The organism is Kribbella sp. NPDC051952 (genome assembly GCF_040680855.1).
GTDB lineage: Bacteria > Actinomycetota > Actinomycetes > Propionibacteriales > Kribbellaceae > Kribbella.
The window spans coordinates 70,526-96,513 of sequence record NZ_JBFAXQ010000024.1 but is presented as its reverse complement, the minus strand read 5'-3'; the positions used below and the strand labels follow the sequence as shown (position 1 = coordinate 96,513).

Sequence of the window (25,988 nt, the reverse complement as noted above, 5' to 3'; positions counted from 1 at the left end):
CTGCACACGTCAACCAGTTCGTGACCGATCGACCGGAACCCCGCCACCGCCCCCGCACGTTGGGAGCGGTATGCCGATAAAGCGTGGAGCGGTGGTGGCCGTCAGTGCCGTCGGCGTGCTCGCGCTGGCGGTCGGCGCCGGCATCGCGTGGATCGGCGGGAAGAACCTCGGGTCGATCCTGCCGCCGCCGGAGCAATGCGAGGCAACAGTCAGCGGCCAGACCGTCGTACTGGACCTTGAGCAGGCCGAGTCGGCCGCGATCATCGCGGGTGTCGCCGTACGACGTGGTCTGCCGGCGCGGGCGGCGACGATCGCGCTGGCAACGGCGTACCAGGAGTCGGGGCTGCGGAACCTGCCGCATGGGGACCGGGACTCGCTTGGGTTGTTCCAGCAGCGGCCTTCGCAGGGCTGGGGTACGGAGACGCAGGTCCGGGATCCGCACTACGCGGCCGGGAAGTTCTACGACGCGCTGGTGAAGGTGAAGAACTACCAGAAGATCGCGGTCACGGTCGCGGCTGACGCGGTGCAGCGCAGCGCCTACCCCAACGCGTACGCCGATCACGAAGCAGATGCGCGCGTACTGGCTTCAGCGTTGACCGGGCAGTCGAAGAGTGTCTTCAGCTGCACGGTGAACCCGGCGTCGGTGCCGGCGGAGCAGATCGGTAAGAACGGTCTGACGCCGCGGGCGGAGGCGGTGCGGAAGGATCTGATCAAGACCTTCGGCAAGCTGTCGACCGGCGGATACGCAGCGGGTGGGGTGTCGACCGGGCACATGGCGGGGTCGGCGCATTACGAGGGGCGGGCGGTCGATGTGTTCGTCCGGCCGATCTCCACGGCGAATACGACCAAGGGCTGGGCGATGGCGCAGTACCTGGTCGCTCGGGCGGACCTGCTGAACATCAAGACGGTCATCTTCAGCGACAAGATCTGGACCGCTGGTGGGCGCTCGGACAACGGGTGGCGGGACTACACCCCGCCGGAACGCTCCGGCGACCCAGCAATCCTCCGACACCTCGACCACGTCCACGTAGACGTCATCGAGAAGTAGACCTGAAACGGGGCGCCCGCCAGGACGCCCCGCCATCAGTCTGTAGCCAACCGCTTACTCGCCGCAGCGGCTTCCTGCTCCCCAGCTGTTATTCGTCGTGCTCCTGCGGGGGCAGCGCTGCGATTTCCGCCACTCCCCAGCTTTTGCTTTCCCTTTATTCGTCGTGCTCCTGTGGCGGCAGGGCTGCGATGAACGGGTGGTCCTTGTCGATCTTGCCCATCTTGGAGGCTCCGCCCGGGGAGCCCAGGTCGTTGAAGAAGTCGACGTTCGCGGTGTAGTAGTCCTTCCACTGCTCCGGAGTGTCGTCCTCGTAGTAGATCGCCTCCACCGGGCAGACCGGCTCGCACGCTCCGCAGTCGACACACTCGTCGGGGTGGATGTACAGCATCCTGTTGCCCTCGTAGATGCAGTCGACGGGGCACTCCTCGACACACGCGAGGTCCTTCAGGTCAACACACGGCTGCGCGATGACGTAGGTCACTGCTACTCCTCCTATATGGCAGGCAAGCGCAGCTGGGACTGGTGTGCTGCGATGCGGTGATGCTGTGTTCAATTCGGGGTCTCTAGTATCACGGTAGTCCTTCGACCACTCTGCCAGGAGTCCGCATCGTGTCAGGCCTGCGTGCCCGTGATATCGGCCACCGTGTCGTCGTCCGGCACCGCATTCCGGGCGGACTGACCGACATTATCGGCGTACTGGCGTCCTGGGACCCCCAAACGCTCGCCGTACGGCATGCCGACGGCAATGTGCACGAGATCGCGGCCAGTGACATCACAGCCGCGAAAACGATCCCTGAGATGCCACTTCGGCCCGTGGACGTCGAACAGCTGTTCCTGACCACCGCACTGGGCCGCCCGGCCGCGGAGACGGCGTACGTCGGTCAGTGGTTGCTGCGGGCATCGTCCGGCTGGACCGGGCGGGGGAACTCGCTCCTGCCCACCGGCGGCCCGGGGATGCCCGTCGCCGAGGCCCTCAAGCACGCTGAAGCCTTCTACGAGGAGCGCGGCTTGCCTCCGCAGGCGCTCGTACGGCTCGGTAGTCCGGAGGCGGACGAGCTCCGGGCCTGTGGGTGGGTGGACGCCCGGCCAGAGCAGTCCGACGTACTCGTCATGCACACCACGCTCGATCACGTGAACGCTGCGCCGGAGTACGAGGTACTGATCGCAGAGCGCCCCGGTGAGGCCTGGTACGCGGCCGCTTTCGACGGACCGGTGCCAGGGCACGCACCAACGGTGCTCGAGGGCGCACCGAAGGCCGTGTTCGCCTCGATCGCGGTCGACGGGCAGACGGTCGCGGTTGGGCGTGGGTCCATGACCGGCCACTGGCTGGCCGTGGACGCGATCCGGGTCGCCGCGTCACACCGTCGCCGTGGCTTAGGCACCGCGGTAGTCCAAGGTCTGGCCCGATGGTCCGGTGCGCTGGGTGGCCGCCGTACCTATCTGGAAGTCCTGGAGGAGAACACGGCCGCACTGGCGACCTACACCCGCCTGGGCTACCGGGAGGCGTACCGCTACCGCTACCTGACCAAGCGGTGAGCCGCACCCGCCCCAACTAGCGTCAGCACGACAAACCCCGCCAGTACGACGCTCAGCGCCCGGCCGGGGTCCGTGGCGAGAGCGGCGTACGTCGAGCCTGCTAGCGCGACACCGAGTGCGCCGGATAGCTGCGCGTTGGTGGCGACGACACCGGACAGGTCAGCGGCGTACTGCGGGGACATGCTCGAGGTGACAGCGCCGATGAGGGTGTTCGCGCTGATGCCGAGGCCCAGGCCGCCAATGCCCAGCAGTGCGAAGAGGAGCGGTCCGGTGTGGCCGCCGAGCAGTAGGTACGCCAGGACGGCCAGGTAGCCGGCTGCGAGGACCAGGCAGCCGATGACCGGCATCGAGCGGATCTCCCGGGGCAGTCTGGGCAGGATCGGGCCGGCCAGCCCGAAGGCTGCCACCCAGATCACCATGGCGAACCCTGAGTACGCCGGGCCCTTGTGGAGGCCGTCCTGGAGGTAGAGGGCGAGTACGAACAGCAGGGCGAAGTACGTGCCCGACGTGCACCCGTGAGCGAGGAGACCGGCCCGGACCGACCGGTTGCCGAGTACCTGGCGAGCGATGAGTGGGCGGCCACCACGGGCGGCTGTCCGGCGTTCGCCGTACTCGAAGAAGACTAGGGTCGGGATGCTGAGGGCGAGGCAGATCCAGGACCACGTGGGCCAGCCGCGTTCGGAGCCGAGCAGGAGCGGGACGATGACGAGCAGGACTGCGGTGGACAGGGTGAGTACGCCGATCAGGTCCAGGCGGTCGCGTTCACCGGTCGGGTCGGCGGGGAGGACGCGGCGGGAGGCTGCGGCGAGGGCGATCCCGATCGGGACGTTGACGAGGAAGATCGGGCGCCAGCTGGTACCGAAGAGGTCAGCCGCGATGATGACGCCGCCGAGGAGCTGGCCGACGACCGCGCCGCCGGAGAGGGCGATCGAGAAGTAGCCGAGGGCTTTGAGACGATCGCGGCCCTGGAAGTGCAGCTGGATGCCGCTGAGCACCTGCGGGACCATCAGCGCGGCGCCGGCGCCTTGGATGAAGCGGGCGACGACGAGGGTGATGATCTCGGGCGCGATACCGCAGGCCAGCGAGGCGACCGTGAACACTGTCAGGCCGAGGAGGAACGTCGTACGGTAACCGAGCGAGGAGCCGAGTCGGGCGCCGGTGATCAGGAGTACGGCGAAGGCGACGACGTACCCGGAGACGACCAGGCCGACGGCCCCCTCCGAGGCGTGCAGGTCGGCGCCGATCGACGGGCCGGCGATGTTCGCCACCGCGGTGTCGATGTTCGCCATGAACTGGCCGGTGAGCAGGACGGCCAGGATCGCGGTCCGGTTGGTGGTCTTGGCTTGCAACGTGATGGGCACGTGAGTGGAACGGTGTGAGGCGGGTGTGATGTGAGGGGTTTACGCTCAGGTGCCATGGCGGATCACACGGTTGAACGCCCCGAGTACGCGGGGGACTTCGAGGGAACGGTGCACGTCGAGTACACGCCGCACCCGGACGACGGGGTGGCGGATCCGGGCGAGATCGTGTGGACCTGGGTGCCGTTCGAGGAGGACTACACCCGCGGCAAGGACCGCCCGGTGCTCGTGGTCGGGTCGGACGGTGAGTGGTTGCTCGCGCTGATCCTGACCAGCAAGGACCACGACCGCGACGCCGCCGACGAGGCGCGCTGGGGCCGGGTCTGGATGGACATCGGCGGCGGCCCCTGGGACAAGGAAGGCCGCCCCAGCGAGGTCCGCCTGGACCGGGTCCTCCGCATCGACAAATCCCACGTACGCCGAGAAGGCGCCGTAATCCCCGAAGACCTCTTCACCCAGGTAGCCACCAACCTCCACCAAACCCACCGCACCTAACCAACGCAACGGATAACCCGCGAGAAGTGGGTCCTCCCCCTCCCACCCCACCGGACAACCCACCACGCCACGGGATAACCCCTCAGGGCACGGGTTCTCCCCCTCCCACACCACCCGACAACCCACCACACCAGGGGACAACCCCTCAGGGCACGGGTCCTCCCGTCCCACACCACCCGACAACTGACAATCGACAACGCCACCGGTTATCCCCCGGCAGGTCGTCAGATGCGGTGGACAGGTGATGCTGGGGCCGGGAAGCCATCCAGCAGAGCCACGGGTTGCGCCGAGGGCGGGAAGCACGACCAGCAGGGCCACGGGTGTACCAGGTCGGGAAGCACAGCTGGCAAGGCTGCGGGTGTGCCGAGGGGACCGCGAGGGGATAACCTCTCGCGTTGCCGGTTCTCCTCCTCCCACACCACCACAGAACCGACAACACCACCGGACATCCCCCGGAAGGATCCAAGCCAGAGCCAGAGCGCCAGAGCACCAGCCCGCTGATGGGATATCCCCTCGGCGCGTGGGTTCTCCCCTCTCACAACCATCCGATAACCCGCCACGCCAGGGGATAAGCCTCGGGGCGTCGGTTCTCCCCCACACCACCGGACGACCCGCCATGCCATGGGATAACCACTCGGGGCGTGGGTTCTGCCCCTGACACCATCCGACAACGCGGCACGTCGGGGGATGTCGCCCGGGCGGTTGTTAGCTTGGGGGGCGGGTGGGTTTGCCTTGGGCGGGTGGGGTGGTGGTGGGGGGTGGGGTGGAGCCTGGTTTGGGGCCGCAGCGGATGTCGTCGGCGGGGTTGTACTTCGTGGTGAACGACTCGGTCTTCTTCCGTACGCCGTTCTGCGCGAAGTACCGGGAGACCGTGATGTCGAAACCGACGCTCGGCGCCTGCGTACGGCATTTCGCCGAGGTGTCGTAGACCACGTTCGGCTGCCGGAAGTTGCTGCGCTCCGACTGTCCCGCGGTGATCTGCCAGACCTTCGTACCCCAGATCTTCACCGTGATGCTGCCCTGGTTACCCGGCGTGGATGCGTGGAAGATCGTCTGCACCAGGATCCCGTGACCGGAGTCGTTCAGGAACTTGAGATCGACCGTCGGCCACGCCACGGTCGCCTCCCGGCCGACCGGGTAGCGGTTGATGTAGACGCTGTGCGCCTTGTGCTCGACATCCTTCAGCCCGGCGAAGAACGCGGCGTTGAACGTCGTGGTCGCCGACTGCGACACCCCGCCACCGAGCTCGAGTACGAACACCCCGCCGCTGATGATGTTGCCCTCGGTGAACCCGTTCTCCTTGGTCCGCTCACCGACGATCTTGTTCAGGCTGAACATCTCGTTCGGCTTCAGCAGCGTGCCGTTGATCTTGGCCGCCGCGGTGCCGATGTTGGTGTTGCGGTACGGCGCATGCGGGAAGCGGGTCGTGAACTCCCCCATCACTTCCTTGATCCCGAGTGCGGCCGCCGCCTCCGTGGTCACCTTCGCCTTGCTGTGCGCGAGCCCGACCGCGGCCCGGCGCTCGCCGCTCGGCTTGTTCAGCACCGACAGGATGGCCGGCCCGACCTTGGTCCGGTCGACCACCATGCCGTCGACGGCCGGGATGACCTGCGGCTTCGTGCCGACGATCTGGACGGTCGCGTCCTTCGGCAGCGTCTCCAGGGCCTTGAACCTGGTCTGGAACAGCGGCTCCAGCGTCTTCGCGTTCAACGACGGCGTGATGTCGCCGTCCTTCGCGGTCAGCGTCAGCGCCGGCGCGAACTCGGCCGGCTGCAGGTCGACCGACTTGGATCCGACCGTCAGCCGGATCGGGCCGGACATCGCGGGCTCGGCGTACTCCTTCATCGCCTTCTCGATCGCGTCGGTCCCGGCCTGCGGCTGGGTCACGCTGACCGGGAGGTCCTTCGCGTCCCCGTCGGCCGGGTAGGCGGCGATCACGGCGTCGGTGGCCTTCGCGGTGTCGAGCTGCAGCCCGTCGGCCGGCTCGTGCTGGACCGGCTTCGCGTTCTTGAAGGTGATCGTGCCTTCGGTGGCCGGCCGGTTCACCTGGGTGGCGAGCTTGTCGATGGCCGCCTTCAGCTTCGCGTCGTCCTTGGTGACGACCGCGTCGACCTCGGCGCCGCCGGTCAGGGCGTGCCAGATCCGGCCCGGGGCCAGGCTGCGGCCCGCACCCGCGGCGGCCACGCTGGCGTCGGCGTCCACGGCCAGCCCGGCGTCGGCCGGCTGCACCTGGAACTTGGACTCGCCCGCCTTCAGCGCGATCGGCGCTGCGACCCGGTCCTTGAGACCGGCCTCGAGCTTGGCCTTTGCGTCCTTCTCGGAGAGGCCGCCGACCGGGACGCCGAGGATGGTGGTGTCACCAGGGATCTTGTCGCCGGCGAACGCGAAGGCTGCTCCATAACCCACCACGAGCACACCCAGCCCCGCCGCGGCGATGATCCCCGCGAGCTGCTTTCTCCCCACCGGACAGAGTCCTCCTGCTCGAAGCCATGGACAGGCCGCGCGCACGCGAACAGAGCGCGGGCACAAGGGCACATCCTACGGGACGGGGCAGGCCGTTCTGACCGTCGGGGCAGAGCGTGCCCGGGGCTCCCGGCGGCAGGATCACGGTCAGGCGTCGGGCAGCTTCCGGTAGTGACCGGAGTAGTAGATCAGCGCGCTCGGGTCGGCCGGCTCGCCCAGCCCCAGACTCAGTACCTCACCGACCACGATCGTGTGATCGCCCCCGTCGTACGTCGCCCAGGTCCGACACTCGAGCCACGACAGGGCGTCCTCGACCAGCGGGCAGCCGGTCTTCGGGCCTGCCGCCGTACGGATGCCGTCGAACTGGCTGTAGAGGTCGCGTCCGGACCGGGCGAACCGGTCCGCGATCGCGCCCTGGTCCGCGGACAGCACCGACACGGCCCAGTAGCCGCAGTCCAGTACGGCGGCGTGCATCCGGACACCCTTGTCGACGCAAACCAGTACGAGCGGCGGGTCCAGCGAGACCGAGGTGAACGCGTTCGCGGTCATCGCATGCGCCACGCCGTCCTGCAGCGTGCTCATGATCGTGATTCCGGCCGCGAACCGGCCCAGCGCCGCGCGGAACTCCGCGGGCGCCACACTCCCGCTCGGCTCGGTTGAGGACACCCCAGCAGGTTATGCCCGCTGGAAGGTTGATGCCTCAACCGAGCGTGTGGGAACAGTCACCTACAGACCAGCGAAGAGGTCGTGCTCGAAGCCGTCGGGGCCGGGCGCGGCCGTGCCCTTGATCAGCCGGTACGGCTCCGTGCTCCAGATCTGGTTGCCGTTGTTGTTCGACAGCGCGAAGAACGGTCCGTCGACGGTGATCTGGGTCGCGTGCGCCTTCATCGCGTTCATCTTGCGGTCGAGGTAGCCCTCACCGTCGATCACGCAGTCGATGAACCGGTCCGGCGTGATCATCGGCCCGAGCGGACCCTCGGGGTCCATCCCCTCGAACGTGGTGGTGTCACCGGCGTCCCGCAGCTCCCGCAACTGCGCCCGCATCCGGGACTCGGCCATCGCGGTCCAGTAGATCTTCGGGATGTCCCAGGCCTCGCCGAGGTCCTCCCGGTACGAGCGTGCGCCGGCCAGGGCAGCGGCGTACGTCGCGACCCGGTGGGCCTTGATGTGGTCCGGGTGGCCGTAGTTCCCGTACTGGTCGTAGGTCACCAGGACCTGCGGGCGGATCTCGCGGATGATCGGGATCAGGTCGTCGGCCGCGGTCACCAGGTCGGCCTGCCAGAAGCTGTCCGGCCGGGTGTCCGGTGGGACGTCCGCGTTGCCTTCGTCGTTGTAGATCATCCCGGTGTCGCGATACTTGCCCGCGCCGCCGAGGAAGCGGTGGTCGGTCACGCCGAGCTCGGACATCGCGTCGGCGAGCTCACCGATCCGGTGCGGACCGAGCTGGTCGGTCTGGTCCGCGGCCAGGTGCTCGAGGTCCGGGACCAGCACCTCGCCTTCCTCGCCGAGCGTGCAGGTCACGAGCGTGACGTGAGCACCTTCGGCCACATAGCGCGCCATCGTCACGCCGTTGTTGATCGTCTCGTCATCCGGGTGGGCGTGCACCAGCAGCAGCCGGCGCTCAGGAAGCTCAACCATGCCGAAAGCCTACGTCGACCCCCGGACAGAAACCGGAGGACCGCTCAACCGAAGGACCGCTCGACCGAAGGACCGCTCGACCGACGGGCATCAGCCGAAAGGCCGCTCAGCCGAAGCGGCGGACCAGCAGGCAGCCCGCCTGGAAGCGGGACTTGGCGCCGAGACCGAGGATCAGCGCGCTGATCTCCGCCCGCACGGTGCGTAGCGACAGGCCCAGCTCGCGGGCGATCGCGGCGTCCTTCGCACCGGTCGACATCATCCGGCCGATCGCCACCTGACGACTGGTCAGCTCCTTGACCGTGGCCGGGGTCTGCCGCCGCGACCCGAGCTCGTAGACCTCGCAGACGACGTCCGGCGCGAAGTCCTCTCTGCGCACAGCTGGAACGGCCTGGTGGACCGACATTCCACACTCCTCCCCAGGAAGTTTTCAGAGCAAGGATTCTGTCGGGTGGTCTAATCCGCTACCAGGTACAACCCATACAAACGACCCATACAGTTTCGCTGGGTGAACCCGTGATGGCTCTCCGCAGGCTCGGAGGCCGTGTGACTTCCGCCACTCAGAGCCGCTCGCGCAGTTCCCGGACGAAGGGCCGATCCGGAACCAGCCAGCCCACTTCGGTCAGCTCTGCCGCCCCGAACCACCGGAGCTCGGCGTGCTCCCGCAGTACTGGTTCGCCGGCCACGATCGAGGCCAGATAGACGCGCAGCTGGTAGCGCTCGGAGATCGCTACCGCCGGCCCGAGCGAGGCTCCGACCTTGATCTCCAGGTCGAGCTCCTCGCGGATCTCCCGGACCGCCGCCTCCTCTTCGGTCTCCCCCGGCTCGACCTTCCCGCCGGGGAACTCCCAACCGCCCTCAGCCCCTGGCCGGTACGCCGCCAGCACCAGCCCATCCCGTACGACGGCCACTCCCACCACAACCTGCACTCTTTCATTCCTTCCCCGCGGTCAGGGCGACTCTGCCAGAAACTGTCGGCGATCAAAGGCAAGATGACTCGCATGCCGTTGCAGAACAGGGTTCTCCCCACTCAAGAGATCGTCGCCGACCCCGGCCGCGGCCTCCTGATGGGCAACCGCGGCAGCCTGCACAGCCCGGATCGCCGCCTCGGCACGACCCGCTGGCGCTCGAAGGCGTGGATTTGTTGCGTCCTTGACTGGAAGGGCGTTCAGCGCGATCCGATGCCACCCGGACGCTGGACCGCACTGTTCTTCTTCGACGAGGCCGTCGCCCTCGCGGCCGGCCATCGCCCCTGCCATTACTGCCGTCGCAGGGACTTCCTCCTGTACGCCGGCGCCTGGGCGAAGGCCCGCAATCTCGACGAGCGCCCACGCGCCGCCACGATGGACGCACAACTCCACAGCGAACGCGTCGAGCCCCGAACCCGGCAGCAACGCACGACCATCCAGGACCTCGCCGAACTGCCCGACGGAGCGATGATCCGGTACGACGGCCGCCCCGCCCTCGTCCTCGACCGGCACGTCCTGCCCTGGTCATGGGAGGGGTACGCCGAACCTCGCCGGCCACCCGGCCTGCGCGAGGTCGCCGTCCTCACACCACCGGCGAATCTCGTTGTACTGCAGGCCGGATTCGTTCCATTACTCCACCCGTCGGCAGGTCGCAACTGAGGCAACCCTAACTGGGAACACGCCGTACCGAGGGGTCTTCCGTTGGGCGCCGCGCGAGGGCAAAGTGTGCCCATACTGACAGCTACAAAACCATTACTGGAGTCGGCATGGGTGAGGGCAACAACAGCGTTGCCGCGGTCGTCCGCGCGCTCGAAGGGTTACACGCTGCCGTCGGCAAACTCAGCCAGGAGTACGGTGACACCCTCGGCATCCGCCGCCTGGTGTCCGACGTGGCCCGGCTGAACGACGATCTCGCTGAGCTCGGCCAACCCGACCCCCGGCACAGACCCGGACCCGTTCCGGAGGAACTCGAGGAGATTCCCGACGTGGAGTATGACGCGTCCATGTGGACAGACGCGGAGCACGAAGGCTTCGGCGCGCCCGATAGGCACGCCCCGTGACCGAGCGCAGCGAGAGAACCAATAAGCAGAGTGGCCACTCGCCAGCAGAATCGCCCGCAGCGAAGCGAGGACGATTCTGATGGCGACCGGTATTGAGGCGCCCGGGAGGGCGCAGGTCGGACTGAAGACGGCACGTAGTGATCGGTGGTGGCTCGCGCCGCTGCGGATCGGCGTGATCCTGCTCTTCTTCATCGTCTACGCGACGGTCCGGATCTTCATGAACAAGTGGTATTGGGTCGACGAGCACCACTACCTCACTCCGCTGTACTCGCCGTGTCTGAGTGACAGCTGTGTCCCCGGCTCCAGCCACCTCGGCACCTGGTTCGGCGGATTCCCGCGCTGGCTGCCGTTGAGCCTGATCACCTTCGTGGTGCTGGCCGGCTTCCGTGGCACCTGTTACTACTACCGCAAGGCGGGCTACCGGTCGCTGTTCTTCGCACCGGCCGCGTGCGCGGTCCCGGAGCCGCACAAGAAGTACACCGGCGAGCGGAAGTTCCCGCTGATCGCGCTGAACCTGCACCGCTACTTCTTCTACGGTGCGCTGGTCTTCGGTCTGCTCAACGTCTACGACGGCATCCAGGCCTTCCACGGTGACGGCGGCGGCTTCGGTATCGGCCTCGGCACGGTCATCATCTGGGTCAACCTGGTGATGCTGTGGATGTACACGCTGTCTTGTCACGCCTGCCGGCACATCGTCGGCGGCCGGCTGAAGAACTTCTCCAAGCACCCACTGCGCTACCGCTACTGGACCTTCGTGTCCAAGCTGAACCCGAAGCACGGCACGTTCGCGATGGCGTCGCTGTTCACCGTGATCCTGACCGACTTCTACATCATGGCGGTCTCGGCCGGCTGGTTCTCCGACCTGCGCTTCATCAACTGACATACGGGATCTGAAGACTTCATGACTGAGCTGGAACGACACTCCTACGACGTCGTCGTGATCGGGGCCGGCGGCGCCGGTCTGCGTGCGGCGATCGAGGCCCGCGAGCAGGGCAAGCGCACCGCGATCATCTGCAAGTCCCTGTTCGGCAAGGCGCACACCGTGATGGCCGAGGGCGGCTGCGCGGCCGCGATGGGCAACGCGAACTCCAACGACAACTGGCAGGTCCACTACCGCGACACCATGCGCGGCGGGAAGTTCCTGAACAACTGGCGGATGGCCGAACTGCACGCGCAGGAAGCCCCCGACCGGGTCTGGGAGCTGGAGACGTACGGCGCACTGTTCGACCGGACGCCCGACGGCCGGATCAGCCAGCGCAACTTCGGCGGCCACACCTACCCACGGCTCGCGCACGTCGGCGACCGTACCGGTCTGGAACTGATCCGCACCCTGCAGCAGAAGATCGTCTCGCTGCAGCAGGAGGACTTCCAGGCGACCGGCGACTACGAGGCCAACCTCAAGGTGTACGCCGAGTGCACGATCACCGAGCTGATGAAGGACGGCGACGCGGTCTCGGGTGCCTTCGGGTACTGGCGTGAGTCCGGCCGGTTCATCCTCTTCGACGCTCCGGCCGTGGTGCTGGCCACCGGTGGTGTCGGCAAGTCCTTCAAGGTCACCTCGAACTCCTGGGAGTACACCGGTGACGGGCACGCGCTCGCGATGCGGGCCGGCGCGACGCTGATCAACATGGAGTTCATCCAGTTCCACCCGACCGGCATGGTCTGGCCGCCGTCGGTGAAGGGGATCCTGGTCACGGAGTCGGTCCGCGGCGATGGCGGCGTACTGAAGAACTCCGAGGGCAAGCGGTTCATGTTCGAGTACGTGCCGGACGTGTTCCGGGCGCAGTACGCGGACACCGAGGAAGAGGCCGACCGCTGGTACAAGGACGCCGACAACAACCGGCGCCCACCGGAGCTGCTGCCGCGGGACGAGGTCGCTCGCGCGATCAACTCCGAGGTGAAGGCCGGCCGGGGCACGCCGCACGGCGGGGTGTTCCTGGACGTGTCGACCCGGCTCCCGGCCGAGGAGATCACCCGGCGGCTGCCGTCGATGCACCACCAGTTCAAGGAGCTGGCGGACGTCGACATCACCGCTGAGCCGATGGAGGTCGGTCCGACCTGTCACTACGTGATGGGTGGTGTCGAGGTCGACCCCGACACCGCGCAGTCCGTCGTACCGGGCCTGTTCGCGGCCGGTGAGGTCGCCGGTGGCATGCACGGCTCGAACCGGCTTGGCGGTAACTCGCTCTCCGACCTGCTCGTCTTCGGACGGCGCGCGGGGATGGGTGCGGCCATGTACATCGACTCCCTGCAGGAGCGGCCGAAGATCGACGAGGCCGATGTCGATTCGGCGGCGACCGAGGCACTGGCGCCGTTCGAGCTCGAGGGCGGCGAGAACCCGTACTCGATCCACCAGGAATTGCAGCAGTCGATGAACGACCTGGTCGGCATCATCCGCAAGGAAGAGGAGATGGAGCAGGCGCTCGGCCGGCTGGCCGAGTTCCGCGGCCGGATCGCGAAGATGACGGTGGAGGGTCACCGTCAGTTCAATCCCGGCTGGCACCTGGCGCTCGACCTGCGCAACATGCTGACCGTGTCGGAGTGCGTGGCCAAGGCCGCGCTGCAGCGGCAGGAGTCCCGCGGCGGTCACACCCGCGACGACTACCCGGGCATGAACGCGGAGTGGCGCAAGAAGCTGCTGGTCTGCGCGCTGGACGCCGACGGTGGCGTGAACGTGACCGAGGAGCAGCAGATCCCGATGCGCGAGGACCTGCTCGAACTGTTCGAGCTCGATGAGCTGCAGAAGTACCTGACGGATGAGGAGCTGCCGGCCAAATGAGTTACACAGGCAAATTCCGCGTCTGGCGCGGGGACTCCGACGGCGGTGAGCTGAAGGACTACGAGGTCGAGGTGAACGAGGGCGAGGTCGTCCTCGACGTCATCCACCGGCTGCAGGCGACCCAGACGCCGGACATGGCGGTGCGGTGGAACTGCAAGGCCGGCAAGTGCGGCTCCTGCAGCGCCGAGATCAACGGCATGCCGAAGCTGATGTGCATGTGCCGGATGAACACGTTCGAAGAGGACGAGGTCGTCACGGTCACGCCGATGCGCACGTTCCCGGTGATCCGCGACCTGGTCACGGACGTGTCGTTCAACTACCAGAAGGCCCGCGAGATCCCGGCCTTCACGCCGCCGGCCGACCTGAAGCCCGGTGAGTACCGGATGCAGCAGGTCGACGTGGAGCGCTCGCAGGAGTTCCGCAAGTGCATCGAGTGCTTCCTGTGCCAGGACACCTGCCACGTGATCCGCGACCACGAGGAGAACAAGGAGAACTTCTCCGGTCCGCGGTTCCTGATGCGCATCGCCGAGCTGGACATGCACCCGCTCGACGCGGCCGACCGGCAGCACGAGGCGCAGGACCAGCACGGTCTGGGCTTCTGCAACATCACCAAGTGCTGCACCGAGGTGTGCCCCGAGCACATCAAGATCACCGACAACGCGCTGATCCCGATGAAGGAACGCGTTGCCGACCGCAAGTACGACCCCCTGGTCTGGCTGGGCAACAAGATCCGCCGCCGCCCGGCCTGATCCACCCCACGAACCCCCTGGCCCCACCCGGAGCCAGGGGGTTCGTCGTACCCTCCCTCCCGATCTCGGGGGTTGTGGCTGGGTCCGGGGGTGGTCACTCGCGTGGGGGAGGTGGGTGGGACCTTCGGGCGCCTAGGGTTTCGGGCATGGGCATCGTTGTGGCCGGGTTGTTCAGTCTTGCGATCTTCATGGGGATCTTCGTCCCCGTGTCGCAACGGCTGCTGGGTGTGCGGTTCGGGCTGGTGCGGCTCGCGCTGGGGGCCGCGCTGACGCTGTCGGTGTTCAGTCCGATCGCCAACGCACTGGTCGGCCGGCTGCCGTTCGAAGGGTCCGACGCCGCCGCCGTGGCGTTCCTCGCGTTGACCGCGATCTGCTCGATGCTGGCCGGCCTGGTGTTCCTCGTGCTGGCGGAGGCGCTCGTACCCACCGGTTCCTTGCCCAGGGCCCGTGATCTGCGCCGCGACCTGACCGGCCGGATCGCGCGAACCAGGCGCTACCTGCAGATCCTCCGGATCGCCATCAAGCACGGCCTCGGCCCGTACCTGCGCGGCCGCCGTCGCCCCGGCCGGGAGAACGCCGCCGGTCAGGCCGAGCTGGCCCAATCCCTGCGCCTCGCCCTCGATGAAGCCGGCGTCACCTTCGTCAAACTCGGCCAGGTCCTCTCCACCCGCAGCGACGTCGTCCCCGCCTCGGTCGCCACCGAGCTCAGCCGCCTGCAGGACCAGGTCTCCCCCGCACCCTGGCCGCAGATCGAGCAGGTCCTCACCGAAGAGCTCGGCTCCCCACCACAGGAGCTGTACGCCGACTTCGACAGCGAACCGCTCGCCGCAGCCTCGGTCGCGCAGGTCTACACGGCCCGACTGCCAAGTGGGCCGCGGGTCGTCGTCAAGGTCCAGCGCCCCGGTATCGCGAGCATCGTCGACCAGGATCTCGACATCGTCCGCCGGCTCGCCCGCCTGCTCGAGAAGAACACCGACTGGGGCCGCTCGATGGGTGTCCGCGCCCTCGCCGACGGGTTCGCGGACGCCATGCGGGAGGAGCTCGACTTCACCGTCGAGGCCGGCAACATGACCACGGTCGCGGCCGGCCAGTCCATTGCCAGCAGCAACGACCTCGTCGTACCCAAGCTGTATCCGGACCGCTCCACCGGCAGAGTCCTGACCATGCAGCGGCTGGACGGTATCGGCCTCGGCAGTGCGGCCCAGGCGATCGCGGAGCGTGGTCTGGACGCTGCCCGGCTCGGCCGGACGCTCTTCGAGTGCCTGCTCGGTCAGGTCGCGATCGACGGGGTGTTCCACGCCGACCCGCATCCCGGCAACTTCCTGCTGCTGGCCGACGGCCGGATCGGCATGCTCGACCTCGGGTCGGTCGGCCGGCTCGACCCCGCGACCCGAGAGGCGCTGCAACGCTTCCTGCTAGCGATCGACCACGGCGATCCGGTCGCCGCGACCGACGCGCTGCTGGAGATCGTCTACCGGCCGGACGTGATCGACGAGCGTGCGCTGGAACGCGCGGTCGGCCAGTTCATGACCAAGCACCTCGCCGCAGGCGTAGCGCTCGGTCCGGCCATGTTCAACGACCTGTTCAAGATCATCACCTCGCACGACCTCGGCGTTCCGCCCGAGGTGGCCGCGGTGTTCCGTGCGCTGGCGACGATCGAGGGCACGATCTCGCGGATCTCCCCCGGGTTCGACCTGGTCGCCGCGTCCCGCCAGTTCGCGGCGGCCCACGTCACGGACCGCCTCACGCCGGACTCATTACGCCGTACGGCGACCGAGGAACTGGCCACGTTGTTGCCGATGTTGCGGCGGCTGCCACGGCGGATCGACCGGATCGCGGCCGCGGCCGAGAGCGGCCGGCTGGGGCTGAACGTCCGCCTGTTCGCGGACGAGCGCGATCGCCGCCACTTCACCGGCCTGCTACATCAGGCGCTGCTGGTGATCCTCGGCGCGACCGCCGGCCTGATGGCGGTCCTGCTGCTCGGTACGCCGGGCGGCCCGAAGGTGACCGAGTCGATCAGCCTGTTCCAGCTGTTCGGGTACAACCTGCTGGTGATCTGCGCGGTCCTGGTCCTGCGCGTTCTCGTCCTGATCTTCCGGCTCCCGGACAACAGGTCTGCTTGACTTCAAGTTGGCTTTAACTCCGACGATGGCGGGCATGACCTCCACCGTGTCCGTCGACGCCCCTCGCCCGCGGCTGTTCAGCGGCAACCATCTGCCGCTCGTGCTCGGTGTGATCGGCCTCGTCACCCTCGCCGCCCTGGAGAACCGGGCCGTCGGTACGGCGTTGCCGACGATGGTGCGCGAGTTCGACGCACTGGGCAGCTTCGGGCTGGCGAGCGCTGCCCCGAACGCGAGCTACCTGATCTCGCTCGCGATCGCCGGGCTGTGGTCCGACCGGCGCGGCCCGATCCCGACGCTGCGTGCGGGGGCGATCGCGTTCGCCTTGGCCCAGCTGCTGGTCGGCACCGCGGTGGGGATGCCGATGGTCGTCACCGGACGGTTGCTCAGCGGGCTCGCGGAAGGCCTCCTGGACGTCTCGTTGATGGTGCTCGTCGCCCGCACGCTGCCCGCCGTACTGCGGCCGCGGATGTTCTCGTTGTTCGCGGCGATGTGGATTCTGCCGTCGGTTCTCGGTCCGCTGCTGACCGGTGTGGTGACGGAGCAGTTCGGGTGGCGGTGGGTGTTCCTCGGTGCGGTCGTCCTCCTGGTGCCGAGCTGGCTGCTGCTCGGTCCGGCGATGCGCCAGTCGCTGACGTCGCCCGCACCGGAACGGAGTACCGAGGATGCGGCAGAGCTGGAGGCCTCACGGTCCGCGCTGCCGTGGGCGTTCGCCGCATCGGTCGCGCTGTTCTCGATGACGCTGGCCGGGGACCAGCTCGAGGGGCATCCGGTGATCGGCGGGATCGCTATCCCGGTGGCGTTGGTGATCCTCGGGTTGGCCGCCGTACGAGTGATGCCGAAGGGGACCTTCGTGGCGCGGCGCGGGTTCCCGGCGGTGGTCGCCGTACGCGGGCTTGGTGGCGCTGCCTTCGCCGGTGTCGGTGCGTATCTGCCGCTGCTACTCACGTTGCAGCATCACTTCAGCCCGTCGCGGGCCGGGGTGACGCTGTCGATCACCGGTGTCAGCTGGGCGTTCGGGTCGTGGTTGCAGGGTCGCGAGCACGGGATCGAGCGGGTCAACGTACTGCGGGCCGGCCTTGCGTTCATGACCGGCGGACTGGCCGTCACGTCCCTGCTGGCCTGGTCCGACGCGACCACCTGGTGGGGATTCATCGGCTGGGCATTCGCCGGGGTCGGGATGGGCCTGAGCTCGTCGAGCCTCTCGGTGCTGACGCTGGACCTGTCCGACCACAACAACTCCGGCCGGAACAGCAGCGCGGCCCAGATGGCCGGAACCATGAGCATCGCCACCGCCTTGGCAACCAGCGGCACCCTGCTCGCGTTCAACGCCGACAACCCACATCCCTGGGTTTTCGGCACGATCATCACCGCCGGTGCGGCCGTCGCGCTCCTGGGCCTACTGAGCGCCGGTCGGGTCAGCCCAGCGGCAGCAAGCTGACATTCGACCGATCGGGATCAGCCCGCCGCTAGGCTCTGGAGGCATGAGCCCCACGGGACGACGGGTGATCGCAGTGCTGGCGGCGATCGCGGTGGCCGGGATCGCGTTCCTCGGCGGGATCGCGTGCGTGATCACCGGCGGGGCGCAGAAGTCCGACGAGATCAACACCTACACCGGCCTCTGGGGCACCAAACTCCAGCTGCTCGGCCTGGCGATCTTCGTCGTCGGTGCGATCCTCACCGCGCTCACCTACCGCCTGCTCGCCCGCAACATCCCGCCGCGGCCGACGCACGTCTACTTCCAGCCGCCGTCCCACTGATCACCACCCCTGACCGGATTTTGCTTGCATGAGCTAAAGTTTGCTTGTGCGAGCAAAACGGACGATGACCGAACAGGCTCGCCGTACGCAGATCGTGGCGGCGGCGATCGAGGTGATTGCCGAGAGCGGACCGCAGGCGAGCTTCAAGGCGATCGCCGAGCGGGCCGAGCTCAGTAGCACCGGCCTGATCTCGTATCACTTCGCCAACCGGCAGGAGCTGATCGAGGAGGTCGGCCGGGAGATCCTCGCGGTCTTCGGCGGCTTCGTGCTCGACCGGACCTCGGGGATCGAGGAGCCGGCCGAGGTCCTGCAGGCGTTCGTGACGGCCAACCTCGCGTTCCTCGAGAACCACCGCGCCCATGCGGCCACCCTGGTCCGGATCGAGCCGGACACCGGGGAGCTGGCCCGATCCGATCAGGCCCAGTTGGCCGACGTACTGCGACGCGGGCAGGCCGACGGGAGCTTCCGGGCGTTCGACCCGCACCTGATGGCCGTGTTCATCCTGTCCGTCCGGGACGGCATCATCCGGCAGCTCGAACTCGACCCGGCCCTCGACTTCGACGCGGTAGCGCGTGAGTTCGGCGAACTCGTGAGCGCGGCCACCCGAAAGCCCTGACATGCGCCGGCTCCTCCTCGCCGCCCTCCTCCTCTCCCTAGTTGCCTGTAGCAAGGATGTGACCCCTTCCGTGAATGCGACCGTCCACACCGAGTCCGGCACCGTCCGCGGTGTCGTGCACCCCGATCACCGAGCCTTCGAAGGCATTCCGTACGCCGCTCCCCCGGTCGGCGACCTCCGCTGGGCACCCCCGCAACCCGCCCAGCCATGGACCGGCGAACGCGACGCCACCAAGCCCGGCAGTCCCTGCCCGCAGCTCAAGAACGCCATCGCCGACCTCTCCGGTACGAACGAGGACTGTCTGTTCCTCAACGTCACCACGCCCGCCACCGCGTCACCCGAACACCGCAAGCCCGTGATGGTGTGGATCCACGGCGACGGCGCGATCGGCTCCGGCGATCAGTTCGACCCGACCCGGCTTGCGGTCGACGGCGACGTCGTGGTCGTCACGTTCAACTTCCGCCTCGGCGTCTTCGGCGCCTTCGCCCATCCCGAGCTGAAGGATTCCGGCACGATCGGCCTGCAGGACCAGCGCGCCGTCCTCCGCTGGGTCCAGCAGAACGCGGCCGCGATCGGTGGCGATCCCGGCAACGTGACCCTCTTCGGTGTCTCGTACGGCGCCACCGCCACCAGCGCACACCTGATGTCGAAGGAGTCACACGGCCTGTTCCACAAGGTGATCATGCAGAGCGGCTTCACCCTGATGGACATGCCGGCCGGCGTCGTCTACCCCGGGATCCCCGCGCTGCCGTGGTACGGCTGGACCACAACGGAAGGCGCCCGGACCCAAGGCGTCGCACTCGCGCAGCAACTTGGCTGTGAGGACCTGGCCTGCCTGCGCAAGCTCCCGGTCGAGAAGATCCTCGCCGCACCGCAGGTGATGAACATCTTCCAGCCGTACGCGCTCGGCAACGACCAGCTCCCCGCGGATCCGGCCAAGGCCCTCGAGACCGGCGAGTTCGCCGACGTCCCGGTGCTGTCGGGTACGACGCGGGACGAGCACACCACGTTCGTCGCATTCTTCCGCGAGCTGGCCGGGAACCCGGTCACCGCGCAGGACTACCCGGAACTGCTGCGGACCGCCTTCGGTGACCAGGCTGCGACGATTGCCGCCGAGTACCCGCTGACCGATTACCCGACGCCCGCGCTGGCCTGGGCGTCCGTGATCACCGACCGGATGTGGGCCCGGGCCCAGCTCCGGCAGAACCAGTTGCTCTCGGCAAAGAACCCGTTGTGGTTCTACGAGTTCGCGGATCGTCAGGCGCCCGCGGACATCCCGTTCCCGCAGGGATTCCAGCCCGGCGCGTGGCATGCCGGCGATGTGCAGTACATCTTCCGCAACGACAAGGATGCGCTGACCGAGGAACAGGTGGAGCTGTCCGACACGATGATCCGGTACTGGTCCACGTTCGCCCACAACGGAGATCCCAACGCCGACGGGCTGCCGGAATGGCCGAAATTCAGTACTCCCGACACCGTCCTGTCACTGGCTCCGAAGGCGATCCGCACCGTCGACTACGCGCAGGAGCACCGGCTGGCGTTCTGGCAGCGGATTGGGGTCTAGAGTGAGCTCCATGGCTGAGCTGCTGACCGACGACCAGATCGACCTTGCGATCCGCGACCACCTGCCGGAGTGGAAGGTCGTGGAGAAGGAACTGGTCCGCAGCGTCAAGAAGGACACGTTCCTGGACGGCATCCGGCTGGTCGCGACGGTCGCCCAGCTGGCCGAGTCGATGAACCACCACCCGGACATCGACATCCGCTACACCACGATCACGTTCCGGGTCAGCAGCCACGAGGCCGGCGGCATCACCGAGGACGACCTCGTGCTCGCCCGGCACATCGACACTGCAGCCGGCTAACTGGCTTCTTCCCGTCATGGCGGTTGTCTGCCAGCGCAAGTGCTGGCAGACAGGCTCGGGAGGCCTTTTCACTTGAGGGCATGACCTCACGCCGCCTCGCCCTCGGTACTGCCGCCGCCCTCGTGATCGCTCTCCTGCCACTACCAGCCCAGGCCTCCGACCCAGGCTGGTTCTGGAACCGCCCACACTGCGACACCGTGTACGGCGATGGGTCCGTCACGATCACCGAGACCGACGGCGCGACGCTCGCGCCGACGACCGGCAAGCTGCGGCCGGTCACCTACGCGAAGGTTGCCGCACTCGCCGAGCCGAACACGCTGATCACGATCGGCCGCCAGTCGATCCAACGCTCGAGCGATGCCGGATGCAGCTGGCAGCTGCTCGACAAGGCCCCCGACGATCTCAGCACGTACGACGTCGAGCCGGGACCGGGCGACTCGGCGTACATCTACAGCGTGAACGACCAGCCGATCCACCGCGTGCACGGAAGCACCGTCACCACCGTCCAGGGACCGGTCAAGGACAGGGGTCTCGCCACGCTCGCGACCCGGCCTGGTCGGCTGCGGGTCGTCGCGGGCGGCGGGCAGGTGTACGACTCGTCTGACGACGGCGTGAGCTGGCAGCGTGCCGGCGTACCGGCGGATCCCAATCTCTTCCTGTACGACGCTGTCGTGGACCCGCGCAACCAGGACCACATCGTCATCGGCGCGTCGTCGAACGGCGTCTACGTGACGTACGACGGCGGCCGCAGCTGGACCCGATCCCGGCCCGTCGAGCGGGTGAACGCGTTCAGCCTGGCGATCTCGCCGACCGATCCGTCGAAGGTCTGGATGGAGGGGTACGACCGGGACCGGGCGACCCGGTTCATCTGGGAATCGAGCGACGGTGGGCTGAAGTTCCGCGAGGTACTCGACCAGAGCCGTGCCACGTTGATCAACGGCAACAAGATGTGGGCCAGCCCGGCCGACCCTGACCTGCTGTACTTCAGCTACGGCACGTCCTTCGCCAACTTCGGCGCCGACCTCTACCGCTTCCGCCCGTCGACCGGCGAGCTCAGCAAGCAGCACAACCGCAACGACGGCATCCCGTCGCTCGCCTTCAACCCGTCCAACCCGTCGATCCTCTACCTCGGGCTGGCCGAGGAACGCTGACGCAGTCCGATCAGTACGTCTTCGGTGTCGCGGACGTAGCAGAGCCGCCCGATCCCGGGCAGCTCTTGGACCTCGCCGACCTGGCCGCCGCCTGCCGCGCGGACGGCGTCCAGTGTCGCGTTCAGGTCGTCGACCTCGATCCACGCGATCGTGGGCTGCGATCCTCCAGGGCTTGGGCTCGACGCCGGCGTAACTCGACTACGTCACGCAGTTCCTCCGGTGGTGGAAAACGCTGGTAGCCCACGGAGTAGATCGTAAGTCTCTGGCACGGGACGATCGGTTACGGTTGACGAGTGACGACTGCTGATGAGTACCGCCTGCTGGGTTTCGCCGACGCCGACCGGGAGGCGGCCGAGGCATTCACCCCGGATCCGACCGTCGTGAAGAACCTGGCCGATCAGATCCGCGCCGAGATCGGGAAGCTCGGCCAGGAGCCGAAGCTGACGATGCCGGACGATCCGCGGAACTCGGTGCAGGCGTTCCTCGACACCCTGCCGGACATCCGCCGGTACCACCAGGAGCGCGGGATTCCCGACGACATCAGCTGGGCCAGCCTCGCGGACCTCGGGCAGCAACTGAAGGTGAGCCGCCGGACGCACGGCGAGTACAGCCTCGAGACGCACTGGTGGGTCACGATCGCGTGGACCGGGCAGCTGTACGCGCTCGGCCGGCTCCAGTACCTGCTCCACCAGGTCCCGGCGGACAACCCCGTGCCTGGTACTGAGCCGGGCGAGTGGATCATCGGCGTACACATCCCTGAGACCGGACCGCTGACGCCTGCGCTGGTGGACGACAGTCTGGCGCAGGCGCGTGAGTTCTTCCCGCGGTACTTCCCGGAGTTCCCTGTGAAGACGGCGAACCTGTGGTCCTGGCTGATCGATCCCTACCTGCTCGACAACCTGCCGCAGGACTCGAACATGGTGCGGTTCGGCCGCCGGTTCACGCCGTACGGCGAACCCACCGACAGCCAGGACGGCGCCATCTTCTTCACCTTCCGCCGCCACGGCACCGAGCACCTCGACGAACTCCCCCAGGACACCACCCTCCAACGCCTGGTCGTCAACCGAATCAAGTCCGGCGGCACCTGGCAAAGCGCCTTCGGCTACCTGCACCTGTAGCAGGCGGGGAGGATTCTGGTCCGCTTCGGGAGGAAGATCCTCCCCAGGGGCCGTCAGGACGGGCGGTTGCGGCCGGTTGGGGGGCCGTTCTTGGCTAGCCAGGTGGCTAGTTCTATGTTGCTTACGCAGCGGACGTCTTGCTGGGTGCAGGTTTCTTTGACGAAGGTGGTCAGGGCGTCTGAGTAGACGCTGTTGTTCCAGCGGTTGAAGTGGTTGCCCAGGAACAAGGGTGGGTTGCCGTTGGCTCGGGACTTTGCGAGGGCTTGACGGTAGGTGGCTAGGACCTGGGCCTTCAGCGCGGGGACCTGAGCGACTGGCGCGGTCTTGGCACCCGTCTGGCTGAACCACAGGTTGTAGTCCATGGTCAGCGTCGACTTGCTGGTGCCGGCGAGGTTGACCGACTGCAGCGGGAAGTTCCAGAGACCGTCGACCTTCTTCGGCCAGGTGATGTACCCGGTGGCGGACGCGTCGTACAGCATCCCGCGCTGGACCATCACCTGTCGGTACGCCGGTCGATTGCCCTCCAGGCACGGCGTACGCATGCCCTTCACAGTCGCCGGGTCGAACGGTGGCGCAACCGTCTTTCCCGCGGCCAGCGAAGGACCGGTCCGCACCATTTGGTCGAACGCGCCGAGTTCCGCAGCCCACTGCGCCGAGGTCCACCCGCCGATCCCGGTCCTGCCGCAGAAATGGCCGTTCGCGTGGGTGCCGATCTCGTGGCCCTCGGCGATCGCCTGCCGGAGGACCGTCGTACGCGCGAGGACGTTGCTCGGATCGCCCCACCCGATATCGGAGGCGCCGGGCTTGTGCAGCGGCGGCTTGTAGTCGGTGCGATGGTCGCCGGGGTAGAGGTACGGGCCGGAGAGGAAGAACGTCATCCGCGCGTTCACCTGCTTGGCGACGGCCCGCCAGCGGGACCAGAGCGCGAGATCGCCGGCACCGTCGAAGGAGACGACCACGAAGAGCGGCGGCTTCCCGCTCGGCAACCGCCCCGGGAACGATCGTGTCACCGGCGCGGCCGCCAACAGCTTCCCAGAAGGCGCAGGCGGCGCAGGCGTGGGCGTAGCAGAAGGCGTAGCAGAAGGCGTAGCAGAAGGCGTAGCAGAAGGCGTCACAGACGGCTTGACCGACGGCGAAGACGACGGCGACGGCGACGCTGACGGCTTACGAGTGGTAACCGTAGCGCTAGGACCAGGAGCACCTTCAAGGGGTACGTCGGCACACCCGACCACCACCGCCGCCACGACAAGCACGACGGCCACGAGGTTTGCCCCAGGCCTCACCACGCCTCTACTGACGCATGCGGGACCGGTCAGGTTGGCTCGGGACACGCAACCGGGCCGAAACCCGGGGGCCGATCGTTAACCGGCTGTGATCTTGGCAGCCCGGCGCTTGACCGCGATCCGGCGGGACGTCTCGATCGCCAGCCCGATCACCGCCGCGAGGCTCAGGCTGAACGCGAGCGCCTTCAGCGAGTCGTGCGCGAACGCGTCGCCACCCAGATAGCCGAGCAGAGCGACGTACGTATAGGCGATGGTCACGCCGGCGAAGGTGAAGACGATGAACTTCTTGAACGAGTACCGGGTCGCGCCCGCAGTCAGCGTCGCGACCATCCGTGCACCGGGGATGTAGCGGACCGTCATCAGGATCAGTCCGCCGCGGGAGTGCAACGCGCCGGACACCTTGTCGTACATGGCCTGCCGACGTTGCTGCCGCTTCATCCAGCGGTGCAGCGCCGGGCCGGAACCGCGGCCCAGGAAGTAGCAGGTGGTCTCGCCGATGACAGAGCCGAGCGTCGCGACCGCGATCACCAACAGCAGATTCTGGTGGCCGACAGCGGCGGCCATCCCCGCGGTCACGACCATGCCTTCGCTCGGTACGACGGGAAACACAGCGTCGATCGCGGCGGCGGCGAACAGGATGAGCAGCAGCCAATGCGAGGCCATCGCCACGGCGAGCAACTGTCGCGCGACCTCCATCAACTCTGTCATCTGGGCAAGGATGCCACCTCCGGGCGGATCCTTTGCAATCCCATGGGTGTGATTCGACCGTGATTCACCCGATGTTCAGCCCCAACCGCAGGCTGCACTCACAGCACTACGGGCAGTTCGCGGATCGCATTCATCAGCAGCCCCGGCGTCCGAGCCGGATCCCGCTCCGGCTCGGCCAGCCGCAGATTCGGGAAGCGTTCGAACAACAGGCCGAGTGCGATCCGGCCCTCCAACCGGGCCAGCGGCGCCCCGAGACAGTGATGGATCCCGTGCCCGAACGCGAGATGCGCGTTCTCGGTCCGGGTGATGTCGAGCTCCGCCGGCCGATCGATCCGGCGCGGGTCCCGGTTGGCCGGCAGCAACGCGAACACGATCACCTCACCGGCGTCGATCCGCTCGCCGGCAATCTCGATCGGCGCCTGGGCGATGTACGGGATCGCGGCCTGGAGAGGTCCGTCGTACCGCAGCAGCTCCTCGACCGCGGCCGGGAGCCGATCGGGCTCGGCCTGGAGCAGGGCGAGCTGGTCGGGATGCCGCAGCAGCGCGTGTACGCCGTTCGTGATCAAGCTGACCGTGGTCTCGTGACCGGCCGCGAGCAGCAGGAAGATCATCGAGGTGAGCTCGTCCTCGCTGAGCCGATCGCCGCCGTCCCGGGCCGTGATCAGGCCGGACAGCAGGTCGTCGGCCGGCGCGGCCGCCTTCTCCTCGATCAGGTCGTGCACGAAGCCGAGCATCAGCGTGGTCGCCTCGACGTACTCCTCGGCGGTGTGCATGGTCGCGTTCACGAACACCGAGGACCACTGCCGGAAGTCCTCGCGGCGGACCGGCGGGATCCCGATCAGCTCGCAGATCACCGTGATCGGCAGCGGGTAGCTGTAGGCCTCGACGAGATCGGTGCGGTCGCCGGCCGCCATCTCGTCCAGCAATCCAGAAGCGATCTCACGGATCCGAGGCTCGAGCGCCTCGATCCGGCGCCGGGTGAAGGCGGCCGTGACCAGCTTGCGCAGGCGGGTGTGGTCGGGCGGGTTGGCGCCGAGCATGTGCCGCTCGGTGCGGCTGATCAGCTCGTCCTCGACCGTGTCCCGGTGCGGGCCGTCCATCGGCGAGCGGACCACGTCCGGATGGGCGAGGAGTTCGCGGGTTTCGGCGTACCCGGTGACGAGCCAGACCGGGACGCCGGTGAACAGGGTGAGGTGCTGCAGCGGGCCCTTCGCCGCCAGGTCCTCGAAGCCCCAATGACGAGCGATCCCACTGGTTTCGGTGAACGGCTGCCTCATG

General features: G+C 67.8%; 26 protein-coding genes. 16 read left to right on the top strand and 10 right to left on the bottom strand.

The features are described 5' to 3' along the window. The first annotated feature begins 94 nt into the window (after positions 1–94). Positions 95–1,048 carry a hypothetical protein gene (locus tag AB0L70_RS33565; RefSeq protein WP_363690813.1) on the top strand — a complete coding sequence of 318 codons (954 nt, stop codon included), beginning with the start codon at positions 95–97 and terminating at the stop codon, positions 1,046–1,048. 154 nt (positions 1,049–1,202) lie between these two features. Here the strand turns inward: AB0L70_RS33565 and fdxA are convergent, their stop codons facing one another. Further along, on the bottom strand, positions 1,203–1,529 hold the full coding sequence (fdxA, locus tag AB0L70_RS33560; protein ID WP_131285641.1) for a ferredoxin: 327 nt from the start codon (positions 1,527–1,529) through the stop codon (positions 1,203–1,205). Between the two features lie 128 nt (positions 1,530–1,657). Here fdxA and AB0L70_RS33555 point away from each other — a divergent pair, with 128 nt between their 5' ends. Next, the gene (locus tag AB0L70_RS33555) at positions 1,658–2,584 is read left to right on the top strand and encodes a GNAT family N-acetyltransferase (RefSeq protein WP_363690812.1); all 927 of its coding nucleotides are present in this window, start codon (positions 1,658–1,660) and stop codon (positions 2,582–2,584) included. Here the strand turns inward: AB0L70_RS33555 and AB0L70_RS33550 are convergent. After that, positions 2,566–3,945, bottom strand: coding sequence for an MFS transporter (locus AB0L70_RS33550; protein ID WP_363690811.1), 1,380 nt, complete (start codon positions 3,943–3,945; stop codon positions 2,566–2,568). The genes AB0L70_RS33555 and AB0L70_RS33550 overlap by 19 nt on opposite strands. A gap of 54 nt (positions 3,946–3,999) precedes the next feature. On the opposite strand from AB0L70_RS33550, the gene AB0L70_RS33545 reads away from it, so the two are divergent. Next, positions 4,000–4,437 carry a type II toxin-antitoxin system PemK/MazF family toxin gene (locus tag AB0L70_RS33545; RefSeq protein WP_363690810.1) on the top strand — a complete coding sequence of 146 codons (438 nt, stop codon included), beginning with the start codon at positions 4,000–4,002 and terminating at the stop codon, positions 4,435–4,437. Between the two features lie 705 nt (positions 4,438–5,142). Here AB0L70_RS33545 and AB0L70_RS33540 read toward each other — a convergent pair. The 5 genes from AB0L70_RS33540 to AB0L70_RS33520 form a co-directional block, all read right to left on the bottom strand. Continuing rightward, positions 5,143–6,900: a VanW family protein gene (locus tag AB0L70_RS33540; protein ID WP_363690809.1), complete on the bottom strand. Its 1,758-nt coding sequence runs from the start codon at positions 6,898–6,900 to the stop codon at positions 5,143–5,145. A 147-nt stretch (positions 6,901–7,047) separates the two neighbouring features. Beyond that, positions 7,048–7,566: a flavin reductase family protein gene (locus AB0L70_RS33535; protein ID WP_363690808.1), complete on the bottom strand. Its 519-nt coding sequence runs from the start codon at positions 7,564–7,566 to the stop codon at positions 7,048–7,050. A 60-nt stretch (positions 7,567–7,626) separates the two neighbouring features. After that, positions 7,627–8,538, bottom strand: coding sequence for an N-acetyl-1-D-myo-inositol-2-amino-2-deoxy-alpha-D-glucopyranoside deacetylase (gene mshB, locus AB0L70_RS33530; protein ID WP_363690807.1), 912 nt, complete (start codon positions 8,536–8,538; stop codon positions 7,627–7,629). Positions 8,539–8,644: 106 nt separating this feature from the next. Next, positions 8,645–8,941 (bottom strand): LuxR C-terminal-related transcriptional regulator, encoded by a 297-nt coding sequence (locus AB0L70_RS33525; protein ID WP_363690806.1) that lies wholly within the window; start codon positions 8,939–8,941, stop codon positions 8,645–8,647. A 154-nt stretch (positions 8,942–9,095) separates the two neighbouring features. Further along, complete coding sequence (locus AB0L70_RS33520; protein ID WP_363690805.1) at positions 9,096–9,464, bottom strand: NUDIX domain-containing protein; 369 nt, start codon at positions 9,462–9,464, stop codon at positions 9,096–9,098. A 72-nt stretch (positions 9,465–9,536) separates the two neighbouring features. Here AB0L70_RS33520 and AB0L70_RS33515 point away from each other — a divergent pair, with 72 nt between their 5' ends. The 13 genes from AB0L70_RS33515 (at position 9,537) to AB0L70_RS33455 (ending at position 22,719) form a co-directional block, all read left to right on the top strand. Next, positions 9,537–10,163 (top strand): hypothetical protein, encoded by a 627-nt coding sequence (locus AB0L70_RS33515; protein ID WP_363690804.1) that lies wholly within the window; start codon positions 9,537–9,539, stop codon positions 10,161–10,163. Positions 10,164–10,270: 107 nt separating this feature from the next. After that, positions 10,271–10,564, top strand: a complete 294-nt coding sequence (locus AB0L70_RS33510) for a hypothetical protein (protein ID WP_363690803.1) — start codon at positions 10,271–10,273, stop codon at positions 10,562–10,564. A gap of 79 nt (positions 10,565–10,643) precedes the next feature. Beyond that, entirely contained in the window at positions 10,644–11,444 is an 801-nt protein-coding gene (locus AB0L70_RS33505) for a hypothetical protein (protein ID WP_363690802.1), read from the top strand. Between the two features lie 21 nt (positions 11,445–11,465). After that, positions 11,466–13,343 carry a fumarate reductase/succinate dehydrogenase flavoprotein subunit gene (locus AB0L70_RS33500; RefSeq protein ID WP_363690801.1) on the top strand — a complete coding sequence of 626 codons (1,878 nt, stop codon included), beginning with the start codon at positions 11,466–11,468 and terminating at the stop codon, positions 13,341–13,343. Then, the gene (locus AB0L70_RS33495; RefSeq protein WP_363690800.1) at positions 13,340–14,092 is read left to right on the top strand and encodes a succinate dehydrogenase/fumarate reductase iron-sulfur subunit; all 753 of its coding nucleotides are present in this window, start codon (positions 13,340–13,342) and stop codon (positions 14,090–14,092) included. The genes AB0L70_RS33500 and AB0L70_RS33495 overlap by 4 nt, the downstream gene beginning before the upstream one ends. 146 nt (positions 14,093–14,238) lie before the next feature. Beyond that, on the top strand, positions 14,239–16,215 hold the full coding sequence (locus AB0L70_RS33490) for an AarF/UbiB family protein (protein WP_363690799.1): 1,977 nt from the start codon (positions 14,239–14,241) through the stop codon (positions 16,213–16,215). Between the two features lie 34 nt (positions 16,216–16,249). Next, positions 16,250–17,653 carry an MFS transporter gene (locus AB0L70_RS33485; RefSeq protein ID WP_363690798.1) on the top strand — a complete coding sequence of 468 codons (1,404 nt, stop codon included), beginning with the start codon at positions 16,250–16,252 and terminating at the stop codon, positions 17,651–17,653. Positions 17,654–17,696: 43 nt separating this feature from the next. Next, on the top strand, positions 17,697–17,972 hold the full coding sequence (locus tag AB0L70_RS33480) for a hypothetical protein (protein WP_363690797.1): 276 nt from the start codon (positions 17,697–17,699) through the stop codon (positions 17,970–17,972). A gap of 46 nt (positions 17,973–18,018) precedes the next feature. Continuing rightward, on the top strand, positions 18,019–18,588 hold the full coding sequence (locus tag AB0L70_RS33475; protein WP_363690796.1) for a TetR family transcriptional regulator: 570 nt from the start codon (positions 18,019–18,021) through the stop codon (positions 18,586–18,588). A 70-nt stretch (positions 18,589–18,658) separates the two neighbouring features. Beyond that, positions 18,659–20,152: a carboxylesterase family protein gene (locus AB0L70_RS33470; protein ID WP_363690795.1), complete on the top strand. Its 1,494-nt coding sequence runs from the start codon at positions 18,659–18,661 to the stop codon at positions 20,150–20,152. A 10-nt stretch (positions 20,153–20,162) separates the two neighbouring features. After that, positions 20,163–20,450, top strand: coding sequence for a 4a-hydroxytetrahydrobiopterin dehydratase (locus tag AB0L70_RS33465; RefSeq protein ID WP_363690794.1), 288 nt, complete (start codon positions 20,163–20,165; stop codon positions 20,448–20,450). A gap of 80 nt (positions 20,451–20,530) precedes the next feature. After that, positions 20,531–21,601, top strand: coding sequence for a hypothetical protein (locus AB0L70_RS33460; RefSeq protein WP_363690793.1), 1,071 nt, complete (start codon positions 20,531–20,533; stop codon positions 21,599–21,601). Between the two features lie 293 nt (positions 21,602–21,894). After that, positions 21,895–22,719, top strand: a complete 825-nt coding sequence (locus AB0L70_RS33455; protein ID WP_363690792.1) for an acyltransferase domain-containing protein — start codon at positions 21,895–21,897, stop codon at positions 22,717–22,719. A 53-nt stretch (positions 22,720–22,772) separates the two neighbouring features. On the opposite strand, the gene AB0L70_RS33450 is transcribed toward AB0L70_RS33455, so the two are convergent. The 3 genes from AB0L70_RS33450 to AB0L70_RS33440 form a co-directional block, all read right to left on the bottom strand. Then, entirely contained in the window at positions 22,773–23,729 is a 957-nt protein-coding gene (locus AB0L70_RS33450; RefSeq protein WP_363690791.1) for a hypothetical protein, read from the bottom strand. 351 nt (positions 23,730–24,080) lie between these two features. Next, a complete protein-coding gene (locus AB0L70_RS33445; protein ID WP_363690790.1) occupies positions 24,081–24,710 on the bottom strand; it encodes a DedA family protein in 630 nt (209 codons plus the stop codon). Between the two features lie 98 nt (positions 24,711–24,808). Beyond that, complete coding sequence (locus AB0L70_RS33440) at positions 24,809–25,987, bottom strand: cytochrome P450 (RefSeq protein WP_363690789.1); 1,179 nt, start codon at positions 25,985–25,987, stop codon at positions 24,809–24,811. Position 25,988 lies beyond the last annotated feature (1 nt).